The organism is Streptomyces sp. NPDC058291 (assembly GCF_042880855.1).
Taxonomy (GTDB): Bacteria; Actinomycetota; Actinomycetes; order Streptomycetales; family Streptomycetaceae; genus Streptomyces.
Map to the genome: position 1 here is coordinate 37,077 of NZ_JBHVYK010000045.1, position 18,864 is coordinate 55,940.

The 18,864-nt window shown below is 71.4% G+C and carries 17 protein-coding genes and 1 pseudogene; 8 read left to right on the top strand and 10 right to left on the bottom strand.

What is annotated here, in order from left to right; all coding sequences use genetic code 11:
- Nucleotides 1-21: 21 nt before the first annotated feature.
- From hpt to dacB, 4 genes are all read right to left on the bottom strand, one after another.
- Nucleotides 22-582: a hypoxanthine phosphoribosyltransferase gene (gene hpt, locus ACFVYK_RS22520; RefSeq protein WP_069768459.1), complete on the bottom strand. Its 561-nt coding sequence runs from the start codon at nucleotides 580-582 to the stop codon at nucleotides 22-24.
- A 71-nt stretch (nucleotides 583-653) separates the two neighbouring features.
- Nucleotides 654-1,685 (bottom strand): tRNA lysidine(34) synthetase TilS, encoded by a 1,032-nt coding sequence (gene tilS / locus ACFVYK_RS22525; protein WP_389776749.1) that lies wholly within the window; start codon nucleotides 1,683-1,685, stop codon nucleotides 654-656.
- A gap of 192 nt (nucleotides 1,686-1,877) precedes the next feature.
- Entirely contained in the window at nucleotides 1,878-3,011 is a 1,134-nt protein-coding gene (locus ACFVYK_RS22530; protein ID WP_389776751.1) for a zinc-dependent metalloprotease, read from the bottom strand.
- A 110-nt stretch (nucleotides 3,012-3,121) separates the two neighbouring features.
- Nucleotides 3,122-4,759: a D-alanyl-D-alanine carboxypeptidase/D-alanyl-D-alanine-endopeptidase gene (dacB, locus tag ACFVYK_RS22535; RefSeq protein ID WP_389776753.1), complete on the bottom strand. Its 1,638-nt coding sequence runs from the start codon at nucleotides 4,757-4,759 to the stop codon at nucleotides 3,122-3,124.
- A gap of 124 nt (nucleotides 4,760-4,883) precedes the next feature.
- Here dacB and ACFVYK_RS22540 point away from each other — a divergent pair, with 124 nt between their 5' ends.
- Together ACFVYK_RS22540 and ACFVYK_RS22545 are read left to right on the top strand one after the other, a co-directional pair.
- Entirely contained in the window at nucleotides 4,884-5,375 is a 492-nt protein-coding gene (locus tag ACFVYK_RS22540) for an inorganic diphosphatase (RefSeq protein WP_007452023.1), read from the top strand.
- A 129-nt stretch (nucleotides 5,376-5,504) separates the two neighbouring features.
- Entirely contained in the window at nucleotides 5,505-7,166 is a 1,662-nt protein-coding gene (locus ACFVYK_RS22545) for a threonine/serine exporter ThrE family protein (protein ID WP_389776756.1), read from the top strand.
- Nucleotides 7,167-7,190: 24 nt separating this feature from the next.
- Here the strand turns inward: ACFVYK_RS22545 and ACFVYK_RS22550 are convergent, their stop codons facing one another.
- Entirely contained in the window at nucleotides 7,191-8,258 is a 1,068-nt protein-coding gene (locus ACFVYK_RS22550; protein ID WP_389776758.1) for a DedA family protein, read from the bottom strand.
- Between the two features lie 142 nt (nucleotides 8,259-8,400).
- Here ACFVYK_RS22550 and ACFVYK_RS22555 point away from each other — a divergent pair, with 142 nt between their 5' ends.
- Nucleotides 8,401-8,766 carry a YbjQ family protein gene (locus tag ACFVYK_RS22555; protein ID WP_389776761.1) on the top strand — a complete coding sequence of 122 codons (366 nt, stop codon included), beginning with the start codon at nucleotides 8,401-8,403 and terminating at the stop codon, nucleotides 8,764-8,766.
- 31 nt (nucleotides 8,767-8,797) lie between these two features.
- Here ACFVYK_RS22555 and ACFVYK_RS22560 read toward each other — a convergent pair whose 3' ends face one another.
- Nucleotides 8,798-9,556, bottom strand: coding sequence for a MerR family transcriptional regulator (locus tag ACFVYK_RS22560; protein WP_389776764.1), 759 nt, complete (start codon nucleotides 9,554-9,556; stop codon nucleotides 8,798-8,800).
- A gap of 126 nt (nucleotides 9,557-9,682) precedes the next feature.
- Between ACFVYK_RS22560 and ACFVYK_RS22565 the strand changes: the two genes are divergently transcribed.
- Entirely contained in the window at nucleotides 9,683-10,966 is a 1,284-nt protein-coding gene (locus ACFVYK_RS22565) for an ion channel protein (RefSeq protein WP_389776766.1), read from the top strand.
- 30 nt (nucleotides 10,967-10,996) lie between these two features.
- Nucleotides 10,997-12,403: a glutamate decarboxylase gene (locus ACFVYK_RS22570; protein ID WP_389776769.1), complete on the top strand. Its 1,407-nt coding sequence runs from the start codon at nucleotides 10,997-10,999 to the stop codon at nucleotides 12,401-12,403.
- Nucleotides 12,404-12,626: 223 nt separating this feature from the next.
- On the opposite strand, the pseudogene ACFVYK_RS22575 reads toward ACFVYK_RS22570, so the two are convergent.
- The 3 genes and pseudogenes from ACFVYK_RS22575 to ACFVYK_RS22585 all read right to left on the bottom strand — a co-directional run.
- Nucleotides 12,627-12,773, bottom strand: a pseudogene (locus ACFVYK_RS22575) (PadR family transcriptional regulator); the annotation flags it as partial.
- A 78-nt stretch (nucleotides 12,774-12,851) separates the two neighbouring features.
- Entirely contained in the window at nucleotides 12,852-14,312 is a 1,461-nt protein-coding gene (locus tag ACFVYK_RS22580; RefSeq protein WP_389776772.1) for an aldehyde dehydrogenase family protein, read from the bottom strand.
- Nucleotides 14,313-14,476: 164 nt separating this feature from the next.
- Entirely contained in the window at nucleotides 14,477-15,301 is an 825-nt protein-coding gene (locus tag ACFVYK_RS22585) for a helix-turn-helix domain-containing protein (protein WP_389776797.1), read from the bottom strand.
- A gap of 353 nt (nucleotides 15,302-15,654) precedes the next feature.
- Here ACFVYK_RS22585 and ACFVYK_RS22590 point away from each other — a divergent pair, with 353 nt between their 5' ends.
- Nucleotides 15,655-16,161 carry an ATP-binding protein gene (locus ACFVYK_RS22590; protein ID WP_389776774.1) on the top strand — a complete coding sequence of 169 codons (507 nt, stop codon included), beginning with the start codon at nucleotides 15,655-15,657 and terminating at the stop codon, nucleotides 16,159-16,161.
- Nucleotides 16,162-16,266: 105 nt separating this feature from the next.
- Here ACFVYK_RS22590 and ACFVYK_RS22595 read toward each other — a convergent pair whose 3' ends face one another.
- A complete protein-coding gene (locus ACFVYK_RS22595; protein WP_389776800.1) occupies nucleotides 16,267-16,485 on the bottom strand; it encodes a DUF397 domain-containing protein in 219 nt (72 codons plus the stop codon).
- 1,118 nt (nucleotides 16,486-17,603) lie between these two features.
- Here ACFVYK_RS22595 and ACFVYK_RS22600 point away from each other — a divergent pair.
- Nucleotides 17,604-18,119 carry a hypothetical protein gene (locus ACFVYK_RS22600; protein ID WP_389776777.1) on the top strand — a complete coding sequence of 172 codons (516 nt, stop codon included), beginning with the start codon at nucleotides 17,604-17,606 and terminating at the stop codon, nucleotides 18,117-18,119.
- 94 nt (nucleotides 18,120-18,213) lie between these two features.
- A complete protein-coding gene (locus ACFVYK_RS22605) occupies nucleotides 18,214-18,759 on the top strand; it encodes a DUF4232 domain-containing protein (protein ID WP_389776779.1) in 546 nt (181 codons plus the stop codon).
- Nucleotides 18,760-18,864 lie beyond the last annotated feature (105 nt).

The window sequence follows — 18,864 nt, forward strand, 5'->3', positions numbered from 1 at the left end:
AGGGCTTGCGCCCTTCGGGTGTCAGCCGCCGTAGACGTGGGGCGCGAGCGTACCGACGAACGGGAGGTTGCGGTACTTCTCGGCGTAGTCCAGGCCGTAGCCGACGACGAACTCGTTCGGGATGTCGAACCCGACCCACTCGACGTCGATGGCGACCTTGGCGGCCTCGGGCTTGCGCAGCAGCGTGCACACCTTGAGGGAGGCGGGCTCGCGCGAGCCGAGGTTCGACAGCAGCCACGACAGCGTCAGGCCGGAGTCGATGATGTCCTCGACGATGAGGACGTGCTTGCCCTTGATGTCGGTGTCGAGGTCCTTGAGGATCCGCACCACACCGGAGGACTGGGTGCCCGCGCCGTAGGACGACACGGCCATCCAGTCCATGGTGACGGGGGTGGACAGGGCCCGGGCGAGGTCGGCCATGACCATCACGGCGCCCTTGAGGACGCCGACGATGAGCAGGTCCTTGCCCGCGTACTCCGCGTCGATCTTCGCGGCCAGACCGGCCAGCTTCGCGTCGATCTCTTCCTTGGTGATGAGCACCTCTTTGAGGTCGGTGCCCATGTCTTTCGCGTCCACCCGCATCACTTTCGGTTGTCCCACCAGCCGCCGGGACCGCCCACGACCACGTAAGCGGTCTGCCGGAGGGACCCGATTCAGCCTTGCCGAATCACCAGTCTGCCACCCTGGCGCTGGGCGACGACTTTGCCGGGGAGATTGATGACCCCCTGGCCGCGCCAGCCGGTGATCAGCCGGTCGACCTCCTCGATGTGCCGGGCGAAGAGGGAACCGGCGGGAGCGCCCGCCTCGATGGCGGCGCGGCGCAGGATCCGGCGGCGCACGGCGGGCGGAAGGGCGTAGAGCTTGGCGCACTCCAGGAGGCCGGCCGCGTCGCGCACGGAGGACTCGGCCTGACCGGCCCAGGCGTCGAGGGCGTCGGCGTCGTCGCGGGAGAGCTGGGCCGTGCGGGCGAGGGCTTCGACGACGCCCTTGCCGAGGGCCTTCTCCAGGGCCGGCAGGCCCTCGTGGCGCAGCCGGGAGCGCGTGTAGGCCGGGTCGGCGTTGTGGGGGTCGTCCCAGACGGGCAGGGACTGGACCATGCAGGCCTTGCGGGCGGTCTGCCGGTCGAGGTGGAGGAAGGGCCGGCGGTAGCGGCGGGCGGCTCCCGGTCGCCCGGAGACGGCGGCCATGCCGGACAGGGAGCGGATGCCGGAGCCGCGGGCGAGGCCGAGCAGGACGGTTTCGGCCTGGTCGTCGCGCGTGTGGCCGAGCAGGACCGCGGTGGCGCCGTGGTGTTCGGCGGCGGCGTCGAGGGCGGCGTAGCGCGCGTCTCGGGCGGCGGCTTCGGGGCCGCCTTCGCGGCCCACGGCGACGGCGGTGGACTCCACCGGGTCCAGGCCGAGTTCGCGCAGGCGCAGGACGACCTCCGCGGCGCGTAGGTCGGAGCCGGGCTGTAGGCCGTGGTCGACGGTGACGCCGCCGGCACGGACGCCGAGCCGGGGGGCCTCGAAGGCGAGGGCGGAGGCGAGCGCCATGGAGTCGGCGCCGCCCGAGCACGCCACGAGCACGAGCGGCGAGGGCGGACGCTCGTGCGGGTCTGTCTCGGGGGCGGGGTGGTCGTTGAGGACGTCGTGAAGTACGCGGCGGACCGCCAGGCGTATCGCCGCGACCGCAGGATGGGGACCCATTGTCCGGTTCCCTTCATGAATGTTTTCGGGGGTCAACCCGAGATTCGGTCACGCAGAGTGTGTAGATGGTGACAGAACCCGGCCGTTCCCCGAGCATTGCACGCCTGCCCAGGCCTCACGGTCCCTCGGACGGGTGATTGCCGAGGCGTTCGCCTGCCGACGGCCGGATTCGGTTCACCGCCTGCGACGGGTTCACGACTCGGCCTTGCGGTGCACGCGCGCGACCCACTCCGCGGGCTTGGCGATCTCGGCCTTGGTCGGAAGTGTGTTCGGAGAGGTCCAGACGCGGTTGAAGCCGTCCATGCCGACCTCGTCGACGACGGCGCGTACGAAGCGTTCGCCGTCCCGGTACTGCTTGAGCTTGGCGTCCAGGCCGAGCAGCCTGCGCAGAGCGATGTCGAGCCGGGAGGCGCTCTTGGCGCGGCGTTGCTGGAACTTCTCGCGGATCTCGGCGACCGTCGCCACGACTTCGGGGCCGACGCCGTCCATGACGAAGTCGGCGTGGCCCTCCAGGAGGGACATCACGGCGGTGAGGCGGGCGAGGATCTCGCGCTGGGCGGGCGTCTGCACGAGTTCGACCAGGGAGCGGCCGCCGTCGTCCTCCTCGCCCTCCGGGCGGCCGCCGGCGAGGGACTGGGCGGCGTCGCGCACGCGTTCCAGGAAGGTCATGGGGTCGACGTCGGTCTCGCCCAGGAACGACTGGATCTCGCCCTCCAGGTGGTCGCGCAGCCAGGGCACCGCGGAGAACTGCGTGCGGTGCGTCTCCTCGTGGAGGCAGACCCACAGGCGGAAGTCGTGCGGGTCCACGTCGAGTTCGCGTTCCACGTGGACGATGTTCGGCGCGACGAGCAGCAGGCGTCCGCCGCCGTGGGCGCCGGCGGGCAGTTCGCGGCTGGCGGGGGCGAACGTCTCGTACTGGCCGAGGACGCGGGACGACAGGAAGGACAGCAGCATGCCGAGTTCGACGCCGGTGACCTTGCCGCCGACGGCGCCGAGGACCGCGCCGCCGGGGGTGCTGCCGCGTCGTTCCTGCATCTTGTCGAGGAGGGGCTTGAGGATCTCCCGGAAACCCGCGACGTTCGCTCGCACCCAGCCCGGGCGGTCGACGACGAGGACGGGCGTGTCGTGGATGTCCTCGGCGCCCAGACGAGTGAAGCCCCGGACGTGTGCCTCCGAGGCTTTGGCGTGTCGGCGCAGTTCCGCGACGACGGCACGCGCCTCGTCGCGGCTGACCTCTGGTCCCGGCCGCACGAGCCGGGTCGCGGTCGCCACCGCGAGATTCCAGTCGATCATCCCTGATGAGGCAGCGCCACCGATGCTCGTCATGCGTCAACCGTACGTGAGCGCCGCCGCGGAGGGCAGGGCGCGCAAGGCCGGTCAGGGAGATGTCAGGGTCGGGGCGGGGACGCCTCGGGGGCGTCTCGGGGCGGCGGGGCTCAGCGGCAGCCGCACCCGGCGAGCGCCGTGGCCGCCCGGTCCAGCGCCGCCTGGGCCGCCGCCGGGTCGGTCGTGCCGTCGGCCATGAGGGCGAAGGCGAGGAGCCGGCCGTCCTGGTCGACGACCGTGCCGGCGAGGGTGTTGACGCCGGTCAGGGTGCCCGTCTTGGCGCGGACGACGCCGGCCGCGCCGTCGGCGTACCGGGTGGTGAGGGTGCCGGTGAAGCCCGCGACCGGAAGTCCGGTGAGGACGGGCCGCAGGTCGGGACGGCCGGGCTCGCCGGCCTTGACCAACAGCGCGGTCAGCAGGTTCGCGGTGAGCCGGTCCTGGCGGTCGAGGCCGCTGCCGTCCTTGAAGCGCGTGCCGGCCACGGGCAGTCCGAGCTTCTTCAGCTGGGTCTGGACCGCTCTGCCGGCGCCGGCGAAGTCGGCGCGGATCCCGGTGGCGACGGCGGTCTGGCGGGCCAGGGCCTCCGCGATGTCGTTGTCGCTGTTGGTGAGCATCCGTTCGACCAGCGTGGACAGCGGGGGCGAGGAGACGGTCGCCAGGCTCTGCGCGCGGGTGGTGGCCTTGGAGGGGCCGGGGGCCGTGGTCCGGATGCCGGCGGCCTCCAGGTACCGCGCGAACGTGGCGGTCGCCTCGGCCGCCGGATCGCCCACGCGGGCCGTCGGGCCGCTGTCGGAGTCGTCGGTACGGCCCTCGTCGGCGCTCAGGGCGGTGACGGGGGCGAGGTTGGGGTTGACTCCGATGGGGTGAATTCGCGCGCCGGCGTACAGGGTCGTGTCGTACGACAGCGTCACCTGGGTGAGTCCGCGCTTCTTCAGGGCGGCTGCGGCGGAGGCGGCGAGGGTGCGCAGGCTCGCCCAGCCGTCCGCGGTCGCGCGGGCCGTGAGCGTGGGGTCGCCGCCGCCGACGAGGACGAGTTCCCTGGTGTCCGGTTCCAGCGCGGCACGGGTGGTGAAGCGGTGCTCGCCGCCCATCGCGGAGAGCGCGGCGACCGCCGTGGCGATCTTCGTGGTGGACGCCGGGGTCAGCGCCTGGGCCGCGCCGGCGCCGTAGAGGCGCTTGCCGGTGGCCACGTCGACGACCGCGGCGGTGTGCCGGGCGCCCAGGGCCGGATCGCCCAGCAGGGGGCCCAGGACGCCGGTGAGGCCCGTGCCGCTCGGCAGGGCCCGGGGGGCGGACTTGACGGTGTCGCCGGCCCCGCCCCCGCCCCCACCCCCGCCGCCGAGGGCCGTGAGGACGGAGGCGGCGCTGGGCGCGGGCCGGGGCGCTCCGGCCGCCGTCCCGGACGTACCGGACGAATCATCCGCGCGGCCGTGATCTGTGCCACCCGTCCGTTCCAGGGCGGCGACCCGGTCCCGCTCGGCCGTACGCTGACCGCTGGAGTCCCAGGGGCCGGCGGCGGTCACCACGACGGCGGTCAGCGCCAGCCCGGCGGTCGCCGCACCAGCGGTGTACTGCCACGACCTGGCGTTCGGACCGGTCCTCGTGATCCGCGCGAGTTGCGGTCGCGTCGCCTGCGCGAGTCGCGCGACCTGCGGCTTCGCGGTCGCGGTGAGGAGCGCGAGGCGGGGTCGTACGATTCCTGCGGCCCGTGCCAGACGCGGTCGTAGGGCGTTCGCGACCCGCACCATGTGCGGTCTCGCGGTCCGCCAAGGCCTCAGCTCTGGCACGAACACCAGCCCCTTTCGCGATCACACACCTGCGTGAGGGACACTTAACCACCAGAACTATGTGCTGATCATGGAGGAACCACCGGTGGAGTTCGACGTCACGATCGAGATCCCGAAGGGTTCGCGGAACAAGTACGAGGTGGACCACGAGACCGGTCGGATCCGCCTGGACCGTCGACTCTTCACCTCGACCGCCTACCCGACCGACTACGGCTTCGTCGAGAACACTCTCGGCGAGGACGGCGACCCGCTGGACGCGCTGGTCATCCTGGACGAGCCGACCTTCCCGGGCTGCCTCATCCGCTGCCGCGCGATCGGCATGTTCCGGATGACCGACGAGGCCGGCGGCGACGACAAGCTGCTCTGCGTCCCGTCGACCGACCCGCGCGTGGAGCACCTGCGCGACATCCACCACGTGTCGGAGTTCGACCGCCTGGAGATCCAGCACTTCTTCGAGGTCTACAAGGACCTGGAGCCCGGCAAGTCCGTCGAGGGCGCCGACTGGGTCGGCCGCACCGACGCCGAGGCCGAGATCGAGCGGTCCTACAAGCGCTTCAAGGACCAGGGCGGTCACTGAGCGCTTCGCGGTGTGAAACGCCTGCACAGAGGTAGGTGAAGGGCTGCACGCATGCGCGTGCGGCCCTTTCGCGTGTCTGTGCGCATACTGAGGCCAAACGGAAGGTGTCGTTCCAGGGAGCGTTGCTGAGTGTCGGAGGCGGAGGACCGCAAACCGCAGTCGGACGAGGCGAGGAGTGCCTTCGACCCCGAGATCACGTCCGAGTTCGCGATCCCGGCGGGGCTGGCGGTCGCCAGATCCGGGGTCGAGCCGGAGGCCACGTCGGAGTTCGCCGTCCCGGCGGGGCTGGATGTGCTCCAGCCGGCCGCCGACGAGGCCGAGGGGTCGGCTTTCAGTCCGCCGAGCACGTACAGCGCCCGGCAGGCGCCGGTGGCGTTCACGCCGGCCGACGGCGTCCCGGTGGTGAGTCTGACCAAGGACCTGCCCTGGCAGGACCGGATGCGCACGATGCTGCGGATGCCGGTGGCCGAACGGCCCGCTCCGGAACCGGGGCCGAAGGCGGAGGAGGACGGTCCGGCCGTCCCGAGGGTGCTCGACCTGACGTTGCGCATCGGCGAGTTGCTGCTGGCGGGCGGGGAGGGCGCCGAGGACGTGGAGGCCGCGATGTTCGCGGTGTGCCGCTCCTACGGGCTCGACCGCTGCGAGCCGAACGTCACCTTCACGCTGCTGTCGATCTCGTACCAGCCCTCCCTCGTGGAGGACCCGGTGACGGCGTCGCGGACGGTACGCCGCCGGGGCACCGACTACACGCGCCTGGCGGCCGTCTTCCGGCTCGTGGACGACCTGAGCGACCCGGAGAGCCATCTCTCGCTGGAGGAGGCCTACCGGCGGCTCGCGGAGATGCGCCGCAACCGGCATCCCTACCCGACCTGGGTGCTGACCTCGGCGAGCGGGCTGCTCGCGGGCGCGGCCTCGGTGCTGGTCGGCGGTGACCTGGTGGTGTTCGTCGCGGCCATGCTCGGCGCGATGCTCGGCGACCGGCTGGCGTGGCTGTGCGCGGGGCGTGGACTGCCGGAGTTCTACCAGTTCCTGGTCGCCGCGATGCCCCCGGCGGCGATCGGCATCGCGCTGACGCTGTCCCACGTCGACGTCAAGGCGTCCGCGGTCATCACGGGTGGGCTGTTCGCGCTGCTGCCCGGGCGGGCGTTGGTCGCGGGCGTCCAGGACGGTCTGACCGGCTTCTACATCACCGCGGCCGCGCGTCTGCTGGAGGTCATGTACTTCTTCGTGGGCATCGTGGCGGGGGTGCTGGTGATGCTCTACGTCGGCGTGCAGCTCGGAGCGCATCTCAATCCCGACGCGGCCCTGGGCGTCACGGAGCGGCCGCTGTGGCAGATCGGGGCGTCGATGCTGCTGTCCCTGACCTTCGCCGTCCTGTTGCAGCAGGAACGGTCCACGGTGGTCGCGGTGACCCTCAACGGCGGTGTCGCGTGGTCGGTGTACGGCGCGATGCACTACACCGGCGGGATCTCGCCCGTCGCCTCCACGGCCGTCGCCGCCGGGGTGGTCGGCCTGTTCGGGCAGTTGCTGGCCCGCTACCGGTTCGCCTCGGCGCTGCCGTACACGACGGCGGCGATCGGGCCGCTGCTGCCGGGTTCGGCGACCTACTTCGGGCTGCTGGCCATCGCGCAGAGCAAGGTGGACGCGGGGCTGGTGTCGATCACCAAGGCCGCGGCGCTGGCGATGGCGATCGCCATCGGGGTGAACCTGGGATCCGAGGTGTCCCGGATGTTCCTGCGGATCGGTTCCCTGGAGAAGCGGCGGGCGGCCAAGCGGACGCGGGGTTTCTGAGCCCGGCGTCCGTGGCCGGCGCTTCTAGTAGCCCTGCTCGTCGTAGGGGTACTGGCCGTTGTGGCCGCCGTTGTGCTGGGCGCCGTACGGCTGTTCCTGCTGGTACGGCTGCGGTTGCTGCCGCTGCGGTTGCTGCTGGGGCCAGTCGTCCTGGGGATACCGCCGGGGGTTCTGCTGCTGTTGGGGGTGCTGCTGCGGGTACTGCTGCTGTTGCGGGTACTGCTGCGCGCCGTAGTAGTCGTCCTGCCGGCCCTGGTGGCCTTGGTCCTGCCCCTGCTGACCGTAGTTCTGGCCGTGGTTCTGGCCCTGGTTCTGGCCGTGGTGCTGCCGCCCCGGGTCGCCGTACTGGTACTGCTGGTCGTGCTGGTCGATCCGGCGGAGCTGGGTCGTCGCGTCATCCATGACCGGGGGCTGCTGCTGGTGCGGCCGGCGCTGCTCGGGGGCCTGCGACGAGGCCTGTGACGCAGTCTTCTTGGACTTGGAGCGGGCCCGCAGGAACTCGACGGCGATCGGGACCACGGAGAGCAGCACGATCAGGATGAGCATCGCTTCGATGTTCTTCTTGACCACGTCGATGTTGCCGAGCCAGGAGCCCAGCAGGGTGACGCCCGCGCCCCACAGGACGCCGCCGATGACGTTGAAGGTCACGAAGGAGCGGTACCGCATGCCGCTGACGCCGGCGATGATCGGCGTGAAGGTGCGCACGATGGGCACGAAACGGGCCAGGACCAGGGACTTCGGGCCGTACTTCTCGAAGAACTCGTGCGCCTTGGTGACGTTCTCCTGTTTGAAGAGCCGGGAGTCCGGCCGGTTGAAGAGCGACGGCCCGACCTTCTTGCCGAACATGTAGCCCGCCTGGTCGCCCAGGACCGCGGCGAGGCAGATCAGCGCGATCGCGGCCCACAGCGGGAAGTCCAGCTGGTTGGAGGTGATCAGCAGGCCGGCGGTGAACAGCAGGGAGTCACCGGGCAGGAAGAACCCGATCAGCAGGCCGGACTCCGCGAAGACGATGAGCAGCAGACCCCAGATGCCGAAGGTGTCGAGGAGACGGTCGGGGTCCAGCCAGCTCGGTCCGAGGGCGATCGTCGTCACGGTTCCGGGCTCCTGACGGGGTGGGGGAACGTACAGCGTTCATGGTGCGGCCGCACAAAGCTATCAACGCAATGCGTCCGCCCCAGGTTCCACGGGCGCCTCCGGGATGCGCTGTGCGCCCGCCGGGGCGAAGCTGTGAGCCATGGACATCGAGGATCACGGCGGCGGGCAGGGCCCCCAGTCGGACGTGCTGGTCGTCACCACGAACGACGTGCCCGGGTTCCGGGTGCAGCAGGTCATCGGCGAGGTCTTCGGGCTGACGGTGCGCTCGCGGCATCTGGGCAGTCAGATCGGCGCGGGCCTGAAGTCGATGGTCGGCGGAGAGCTCAAGGGGCTCACCAAGACCCTGGTGGAGACCCGCAACCAGGCGATGGGACGACTGGTCGAGCAGGCACGCGCGCGGGGAGCCAACGGCGTGCTGATGTTCCGCTTCGACGTCACGGAGGCGGCCGACGTGGGCACCGAGGTGTGCGCCTACGGGACCGCCGTGGTCCTGGTCCGGGAGTAGCCCCGGGCCAGGACCGTCGGACGGCCGTTCACTACGGACGCCGGGCCGCGTTCGCCATGATCGCCTCCTTGAGGTGCTCGGCGAGGCCCGGGTGCATGGCGTCGTAGAACGCCTTGAAGCGCTCGTCTGAGACGTACATCTCACCCAGACAGCGGTGCATCTCGTACGGGCAGTCGTAGTACCAAACGTCGATGTGGCGGCGGTGTTCCTCGGCGAGGTCCATGGCCGCCTCGCCGGTCGGCGGCTCCCCGGCGGCCACCAGGGCGCGGTAGCGCTCGCTCCAGGCGTCGACCTCGGCCTGCAGGCGCTTCCAGTCGTCCTTGGTGTAGCGGGCGACGCGGCGCTGCGACTCGGCGTACGCCGCGGTGCCTCCCCAGCGCTGTTCCGCCTCTTCGGCGTACTGGGCGGGGTCCTTGTCCCCGAAGACCTCGAACCGTTCCTCGGGCGTGAGATCGATGCCCATCTTGCGTGCCTCCATCGCGTGTTCCACGGCCGCGGCCATCTTCTGCAGCTTCTCGATCCGGGCGGTCAGCAGTTCGTGCTGGCGGCGCAGGTGCGCGCGCGGGTCGGCCGCCGGGTCGTCGAGCAGGGCCGCGACGTCTTCGAGCGGGAAGCCGAGCTCGCGGTAGAACAGGATCTGCTGCAGCCGGTCGAGGTCGGCGTCGTCGTAGCGCCGGTGGCCCGCGTGGCTGCGCCCGCCGGGGACCAGCAGGCCGATGTCGTCGTAGTGGTGCAGCGTGCGCACCGTGACACCGGCGAATCCGGCGACCTGTCCCACGGAGTAGCTCACTTCGTCCGCTCCCTTCTCTTCGCGCGCTCCACGGTGCGCCCTGACGCCGCGTGAGGTGCAAGCCGGTTCCGCCGAGCGCGGTTCTGCCCGGATGTCATGTCCGTTTCGTCCGCTTATCGTGGGCCCGTGGCCCAGGACACCGAGCAGCAACCGCCCAGCGCTCCGGCGCCCCCGGCACGCACGCTCCTGCCGTCGATCCTGCCCGCCCTCGCCATCGGCGTGCTGGCCAGCCTGCTGCTCCTGGGGGTGGAGGGGGCGGCCGAGCAGCTCCAGCACGTGCTGTGGCAGAACCTCCCGGACGCGCTGGGCGTGGGCCGGTACTCCGTGCTCTGGATGATGGTCATGCTCACCATGACGGGGGTGCTGGTGGGGCTGGTGGTGTGGAAGGCGCCGGGGCACGCGGGTCCCGACCCTGCGACGATGGGGCTGGACGCTCGCGTGCTGCCGCCGGTGGTTCTGCCCGGGCTACTGGTGGCGACCGCGCTGATGCTGGCGGGCGGGCCCAGTCTGGGCCCGGAGAACCCGATCATCGCCGTGAACGTGGCAGTCGTCTTCTGGCTGGGCCACCGGTTGCGGCCGCAGGCGCCGGGCGAGGGGTGGGTGGTGCTCGCGGAGGCGGCGACCATCGGCGCGCTGTTCGGCACGCCGGTGGCGGCGGCCCTGCTGATCTCCGAGGCGCTGGCGGGCCGGCAGACCAGGGGGCCGCTGTGGGACAGCGTCTTCACACCGTTGGTCGCCGCCGCGGCCGGCGCGATGACGACCACCCTGGTGGCCGATCCGAGCTTCGACATGCACCTGCCCCCGTTCGGCCGGCCCGGTTGGGCCGACCTGCTGGCGGCGATGGTGGTCGCGTCCGCAGGGGCGGTGCTGGGCATGTGCGGTGTCTACGCCTTTCCCAGCCTTCACAGCGCGTTCGCGCGGCTGCGGCACCCGATGCTGATCCTCCCGGCCGGCGGGGTCGTGCTGGGGCTGCTGGCGGCCCTGGGCGGCCATCTGACGCTCTTCAAGGGGCTGGACGAGGTCGCGGAGCTCTCCGCCGACCCCGACGGCTGGACGGCCGGGCAGTTCGCCACGATGACGGTGGTGAAAATGGCCGCGATGGTCGTCGCCGCGACCTCCGGCTTCCGGGGCGGGCGGATCTTCCCGGCCGTGTTCGTGGGGTCCGCCCTGGGTTTCACCGCCCATGCGCTCGTGCCGGGCGTCCATCCGGCGGTGGGCGTGGCCACCGGGGTGCTGGGCGTCCTTCTGGCCATCACCCGGCAGGGCTGGGTGAGCCTTTTCGTCGCCGCCGCCCTGGTCTCCTCGCCCTCCATCATCGCCCTGCTCTGCATCGCCTCGCTGCCGGCCTGGCTGCTGGTGACGGGGCGGCCGCAGATGCAGTTGCGCGCGGACGGAACCTCGGTCCGCTGACACCCGTTCGAACCATTAGGAGGCACTCCCATGGCATTGCACGAAGGTCCTCAGAAGCCCGACGAGCGTCCCCTGTCCGTGAACCCCTTCTACGGCGAGGCCGATCCGATCGGCGGCATGACCGAGGCGCCGCCCAAGCACCGGCTGCCGGACGGCCCCACGCCCCCCTCGACGGCGTATCAGCTGGTGCGCGACGAACTCATGCTGGACGGCAACGCCCGCCTCAACCTGGCCACCTTCGTGACCACCTGGATGGAGCCGCAGGCCGGCGTCCTGATGGCGGAGTGCCGGGACAAGAACATGATCGACAAGGACGAGTACCCGCGCACCGCCGAACTGGAGCGGCGCTGCGTGGCGATGCTCGCCGACCTGTGGAACACGCCCGACCCGTCGGCGGCCGTGGGCTGTTCGACGACCGGGTCGAGCGAGGCGTGCATGCTCGCCGGCATGGCGATGAAGCGGCGGTGGACGCGGCGCAACGCCGACCGTTACCCGGGCGCGCGTCCGAACCTCGTGATGGGGATCAACGTCCAGGTGTGCTGGGAGAAGTTCTGCAACTTCTGGGAGGTGGAGGCCCGCCTGGTGCCGATGGAGGGGGAGCGCTTCCACCTGGACCCGCAGCTCGCGGCCGAGCTGTGCGACGAGAACACCATCGGGGTCGTCGGCATCCTCGGGTCCACCTTCGACGGGTCCTACGAACCGATCGCCGAGCTGTGCGCGGCGCTGGACGACCTCCAGGCGCGCACCGGTCTGGACGTACCGGTGCACGTCGACGGCGCGTCCGGCGCGATGATCGCCCCCTTCCTGGACGAGGACCTGGTGTGGGACTTCCGCCTCCCGCGCGTGGCGTCCATCAACACCTCGGGGCACAAGTACGGGCTGGTGTACCCCGGGGTGGGCTGGGCGCTGTGGCGCGACAAGGAGGCGCTGCCGGAGGAACTCGTGTTCCGCGTGAACTACCTGGGCGGCGACATGCCCACCTTCGCGCTCAACTTCTCCCGCCCGGGCGCCCAGGTCGTCGCGCAGTACTACACGCTGCTGCGGCTCGGCCGTGAGGGCTACCGGGCGGTCCAGCAGACCACGCGTGACGTGGCCGGACGCCTGGCGGGACAGGTGGAGGCGCTCGGCGACTTCCGTCTCCTCACCCGGGGCGACGAACTGCCGGTGTTCGCCTTCACCACGGCGCCCGGCGTGGAGTCGTACGACGTCTTCGACGTGTCCCGGCGGATGCGCGAGAGCGGCTGGCTGGTGCCCGCGTACACCTTCCCGGCGAACCGGGAGGACCTGTCCGTCCTGCGGGTCGTGTGCCGCAACGGCTTCTCGGAGGACCTCGCCGACCTGTTCGTGGAGGACCTGACCCGACTGCTGCCGGAGCTGCGGCGGCAGCCGGGGCCGGGGACCCGGGACAAGGGGGCGGCGACCGGTTTCCACCACTAGGAGCCACTAGGAGCCACTAGGAGGCCACCCGGAGACGGAGGCGCGGCACCGGCAGGCGCGGGCGTGGGCGCGGCTCTCGGAGGCGGAAGGGTCACATGGAGGCGGAAGGGTCGCCTGGAGGCGGAAGGGTCGCCTGGAGGCGGAAGGGCGGGGCGTCGGAGCCTCAGCGGCTCATCCGGGCGAACTTCCCCACCGCCAGCGGGAAAGAGGGCCGCCAGCAGGACCAGCGGCCAGCCGACCGCCGCCCACACCGCAGCAGTGAGGCGGCCTCCGCGCGCGGGAGGTCGAGCATGAAGCCGATGGCCGCCGACTTCACGTCGGTCTTCTGGTCGTACGAGGTCAGCGCCTCGCGCAGCAGCCGCGGGTACTGGCCGCCCGACCGTCCGTCGCCGGACCCTCCCCCCGTCCGTCCAGGGGCGGACGGCCCCCCGCCCCGCCCGCGCTCGGCTCAGAACGGGAACGCGCTGCGCCCGTGCTGGACCGAGATCCACTTGGTGGTGGTGAAGGCCTCCAGGGTCGCTTCGCCGTTGAGACGGCCGACGCCGGAGTTCTTCTCGCCGCCGAAGGGCACGATCGGCTCGTCGTGCACGGTGGCGTCGTTGACGTGGAACATGCCGGTGACGATCTGTCGGGCGAAGGCCACACCGCGCTCGACGTCGGCGGTGTGGACGGCGCCGCTCAGCCCGTACGGCGTCTCGTTGACCAGGCGCACGGCCTCCTCCTCGCCGTCGAAGGCGTTGACGAACACGACGGGCCCGAAGATCTCCTGCCGCAGCAGCGCGGAGTCGGTGGGGAGGCCGGCCAGGACGGAGGGCTCCACCAGGTTGCCGACCGTCGTACCGTGCAGCAGCGCCTGCGCGCCCTCGCCGAGCGCCTGCTCGACGACCCCGGACAGGGCCTCCGCCTGGGAGGAGTTGATCACCGGACCGATGGCGGTCCCCGGGTCGCGCGGGTCGCCGGCCTTCAGGGTCCGCACCTTGGCGACGAACTTCTCGGTGAACTCGTCGGCGAGCGACCGGTCGACCAGGATCCGGTTGGCGGCCATGCAGACCTGGCCCTGGTGGACGAAGCGGCTGAAGACGGCCGCGTCGACCGCGTAGTCGACGTCGGCGTCGTCCAGGACCACGAAGGCGCTGTTGCCGCCGAGTTCGATGACGGACCGCTTGAAGTGCGAGGCGGCGACCGTCGCGACATGGCGGCCGACCCGGTCGGAGCCGGTGAAGGAGATGACCCGCGGGATCGGGTGCTCCAGGAACGCGTCGCCGATCTCGGCGATGTCGGTCACGACGACGTTCAGCAGGCCCGGCGGCAGACCGGCGTCCTCGAAGAGCTTGGCGATCACGGTGCCGCCGGAGACCGGGGTGTTCTGGTGCGGCTTCAACACCACGCCGTTGCCGAGGGCGAGCGCCGGTGCCACGGACTTCAGCGACAGCAGGAAGGGCACGTTGAAGGGGCTGATCACCCCGACCACGCCGACCGGCTCGCGGTAGACGCGGTTCTCCTTGCCGTCGATCGGGGAGGGCAGGATGCGGCCCTCGGGGCGCAGCGACAGCTGGATCGACTCGCGCAAAAACTCCTTGGCCAGGTGGAGTTCGAAGGCGGCCTTGCCGAAGGTGCCGCCCGCCTCGTCGACGAGGAGGGCGCTGATCTCGGCTTCGCGCTCCTCGACCAGGCGCAGCACCTTCTCGAAGACCGCGCGCCGCGCATAGGCGTTGGTCGCGGCCCACTGCTTCTGGGCCCGGGCGGCGGCGCGGTAGGCCTCGTCGACCTCCTCGACCGTGGCTATGGTGATCGAGGCCAGCTTCTCGCCGTCATAGGGGTTGAAGGTGATGATGTCCCACGACCCGGTGCCGGGACGCCATGTGCCGTCGATGTACTGCTGAGCCAGGTCGGTGGAGTATGGCGGCATGTGATCCCTCAATCCCCTGCTGCGATCGGCTGCGATCGATCGCCATCACGATCTGATCACGCGTCATCGTACGGCTGATGCAGGGGAGTTGGCGGGGACTTCGGCCGGTCGCCGGATCCGGCGAGTGAATCGCGGGGGATCCCGTGAGGGACCCGGGCGCATCCTTACGACAGCTGGATCAGGCCGCGCAGCAGGTCCCGGCTCGCGTCCGGCCCGGGACTGTCCTGCTGGAGCTCCCGCAGTGCCTGCTCGTACTGGGCGACGTCCTCGCGCTTGTCCAGGTAGAGCGCGCTGGTGAGCTGTTCCAGATAGACGACGTCCTGCAGGTCGGACTCCGGGAAGCTGAGGATCGTGAACGCGCCCGACTCGCCGGAGTGCCCGCCGAGGCTGAACGGCACGACCTGCAGGCGCACATTGGGGCGTTCGGAGATCTCGATCAGGTGCTGGAGCTGTTCGCGCATGACCTCGCGGCCGCCGTACGGCCGGCGCAGCGCCGCCTCGTCGAGGACGATGTGCACGTCGGGCGCGTTCTCCGCGACGAGGTACTTCTGCCGCTCCAGCCGCAGCGCCACGCGCCGGTCGACGTCCGCCGCGGTCGCGCCCTTCATGCCGCGGCTGACGACCGCGTGGGCGTACGCCTCGGTCTGCAGCAGGCCGTGCACGAACTGGACCTCGTACGCCCGGATCAGCGCGGCCGCGCCCTCCAGGCCGACGTAGGTGGGGAACCAGTTGGGCAGGACGTCCGAGTAACTGTGCCACCAGCCCGCGACGTTGGCCTCACGGGCGAGTCCGACGAGCGCCTGGCGCTCCGCGTCGTCCGTGATGCCGTACAGCGTGAGCAGGTCCTCCACGTCCCGGGTCTTGAAGCTCACCCGGCCCAGTTCCATCCGGCTGATCTTCGACTCCGACGCCCTGATCGAGTATCCCGCCGCCTCGCGCGTGATGCCGCGTGTCTCACGCAGCCGCCGTAGTTGCGAGCCGAGCAGCATCCGCCGCACCACCGATCCGGGCTCTCCCGCGCTCACGTTCGCCAGCCTCCCCAACCGTCTTAGGGGCCGCAGTCTGCCACCAAAACACTTCGAGCAGTACTCGTCCGATTACAGAGATGGAAAGAAGCCAAAGGATACGCGCAGAGCGGCGCGAGGGAAGAGTGAGGAGAAAGCAAGAGAAGTGTCCGTGACGAACGAGAAGTTGGCGGAAAAAATGGCCAAGAAGCGGTACGGGCGGGTCCATTTCGGTCACGTGCACGTGCATCTGCCCTTGCATCCACAGTGCGCATCGGAAACCATGGTCCCGCGCCACCGCTGCATCGCAACGACCGCGAATCCCGGGAGTGCCTCGCATGGGGACGAATGGATCGACCATGCTCCAGCCGTTACGGCAGGGCCTTCCGCCGCTTGATCCCGCGGCCGTGTCCAACGCCGCCTCCTGCGCTCTGCCGACCCGCTTCGAAGCGGTGCGCGAGGCACGGCAGTTCACCAAGAGGACGCTCGGCCAGTGGGACGTGGGCGACTGTCTCGACGACGTCTGCCTGGTCGTCTCGGAGCTGGTGACGAACGCGCTGAGGCATGGGCTGTCCCCGGACGACACCCCGATCGCGCAGGACGAACGGCATCCGCCCGTGCGCCTGCATCTGCTGCGGTGGACCGAACGGCTCGTCTGCGCGGTGCGCGACGCCAGTCACGACAGCCCGCTGCCCCGGGAGGGCGAGGACTTCTCCGCCGAGTCGGGCCGCGGCCTCTTCCTCGTCGACTCCTTCGCGGACGGCTGGGGCTGGCACCCGCTCTCCGGCAGCCTGGGCGGCAAGATCGTCTGGGCCCTGTTCCGCCTGCGCACACCGGCTGAATGACGCATCGCGGCGCGTTCCCACGCCGTGTTTCTACGCGCGTCACCCCGGGTGGAGCGGTGCGCCTGCGGCCGGACGGCAGGGCGGCCGCGAGGACGTCGAGCGCCGTCAGCTCGCCACGAGGTGATCGAACTCGCCGTCCTTGACGCCCAGCAGCATCGCCTCGATCTCGGCGCGCGTGTAGACGAGCGCGGGACCGTCGGGAAACCGCGAGTTGCGCACCGCCACGTCACCTCCCGGCAGCCGGGCGAACTCCACGCACGAACCCTGCGAGTTGCTGTGCCGGCTCTTCTGCCAGGCAACCCCGTACAGCTGTGTGGCCGTCATGCCGTTGTGCACGTCGTGCCCCCCGTCAACGTGGTGGTCCACAGGTCGCTCCCTGCTGGTGCACTGGCTCGTGTGGCCATTGGTGCCGTTGTCAACTGTCCCGGATCATAGCCCCGTTCACGTGCACTCGCATGAGCAGATGCACGTGCACGGGCGGTGCCCGTGTGGTTACAGCTTTGACGCCTGCTTTACCCGGCTCGTTCCGCTTCACGGGCCGTCCTGGGCTCCCCCGAAACTCGTTCGGATCGAACCATCCGTGTAGAGAACAGACGCTGTGCAGGCCCGTCCTGTTCCGTCGACGGGCGAACGGTTCGACCGCGGGCGCGCGGCGGCCCTCGGCGGCGGCGGTCCGGGGAACGCCGTTCCGGCGGACTCCCGGCCTCCGCTCCGGGCCCTGCGCGCCTCCCCCGGGCCGGACTCGGCGCCGCCCGCGGACCCGACGACCCCGCGGCCCGGGACACCCGCCGCACGTGACGCCCGGCGGCGACGACCCCGCCGTGGCGTGCGACGGGGAATTCGAGCGCGGAGGGCGAGACCTGGGCGGCCGGGTGCTGGAGCGACGGGTCGGCCCGTCGTCGGATCGGGGGGCGGACGGACGGCCGGAGCGAGTGGACGCAGGGAGTGGATTCGCTCGTACATACGAAGGAGACGGTCGGAGGGGACGGCGGGGGCGCGGCTGCGCAGCATGGGGCCGTCCCGCCTGACCGAAGTGGACGGGAGGGTCGCGTACCGGACAGGCACGGACCGAGTCGCATACCGAGTCGCATACAGGACGCACGGCGAGGTGACCGTCCGGGACGAGCGGGCGTGGGCCGCGACGGGCTCGCCCCGCGATGTGGGGGCACAGCGCGATCGCGTGGACGGACGGACGGCCGCCCGCGCGCGGGAACGTCCGCACGGTCGGGCTGCCCCGAGTGGGACCGGACTGCGCGAGCCGGCGCGCGCCGGACACCCGCTGCCGGGGTGCGCGCGCCCCGCGGGGAGTCACCCGCGGTTCTCACCGCTCTCGGCTGCCCCCGGCTGCCCCCTGCCGCTGCCGGGCCGCTGCCGTGGCTTGCTGGTAGCTTGCTGCGGTCCTTGAGGTCCAGGTTTTTTCGGTCCTAGCTCGGGAGCTTGCAGTGACTTCGGCGAACTTCTCGCGGGACGCGTCCCGCCGTCCGGTGCGGGCCGCGGCGGTGGCCGTCGCGCTGGCGGGCGCGCTCGCGCTGACCGCGTGCAGCGGCGGCGGGGGGTCCGACGACGGCTCCGCCACCCCGGCGGGGACAGCGGACGGCGGCACGAGCGGCTCGTCGGCGCCGGCCACAGCGTCGGTCTCCGCCGCCGGCGAACTGGAGGGGAGCTGGCTGGCCACGACGGACGGCAAGGCCGTCGCCCTGATCATCACCGGGAAGCAGGCCGCCCTCTTCGTGACCGGCGGGGCGGTGTGCAGCGGCACGGCGGGCGAGGAGTCGGGCATGCGGATGCTCCGCCTCAAGTGCAGCACCGGCAAGGACGACCGGACGACCGGCATGGTCGACTCCGTCGACGCCCAGTCCCTTCGGGTGACCTGGTCGGGCGCGGCCGGCAAGGAGACGTTCGCCAAGGCGCAGGGCGGCCAGTGGCCGTCGGGGCTGCCCACACAGGGCCTCGGGTAGCGAAGCGGTCACGGAAACGGGGGGCGCGCGAAGAAGGGCCGCGCGCGTGCGTGATGATCCATCGAGCACCGTCACGAAACCCTAGGAAGCACTCATGCGCGCCGTTCCCATCACCGTCACCGCCCTCGCCGCGGCCCTGCTCCTGACCGCCTGCGGAGGCGGGGACGACAGCGACTCCGGCGGCGACGAGAGCAAGGCCGCCGGCTCGACCGCCCCGAGCGGCGGCGCCTGTGCCGCCGACGGCCTCGGCCGGGAAGTCGGTCCCGTCGACGCGGCGCCCGCCGCCGGGGACACCGGCAACGTCACCGTCACGCTCACCAACAAGGGTGCGCAGTGCACGCTCAAGGGCTTCCCCAAGGTGGTCCTGGAGGCCGACGGCGACTCCGCGACCGTGGCCGAGGACGGAGCCGCCGCGGCGCAGACGTTGACCCTTCCCGCGCAGGGGACCGCCTCCTTCACGATCACCTACGTGCGCGGTGAGAAGGGCGGCGACAAGAGCCTCGCCGTGACGACGGCGAAGTACGGCCTGGCGGACGCCTCGCCCACCGCGAGCTTCGACTGGTCGTACGGCGACGTCGCGCTGAAGAGCAAGGGCGTGCCGGACGCCACGGTGAGCGCCTTCACGCAGGCCGGCGACTGACCTGCGGCGCGGGCGCCGGGGAGACGACCGGGCGGCCCGGACGGCCCGGACGGACGGCCGGGTGAGCCGGACGGCCCGGACGGACGGCCGGGTGAGCCGCACGGC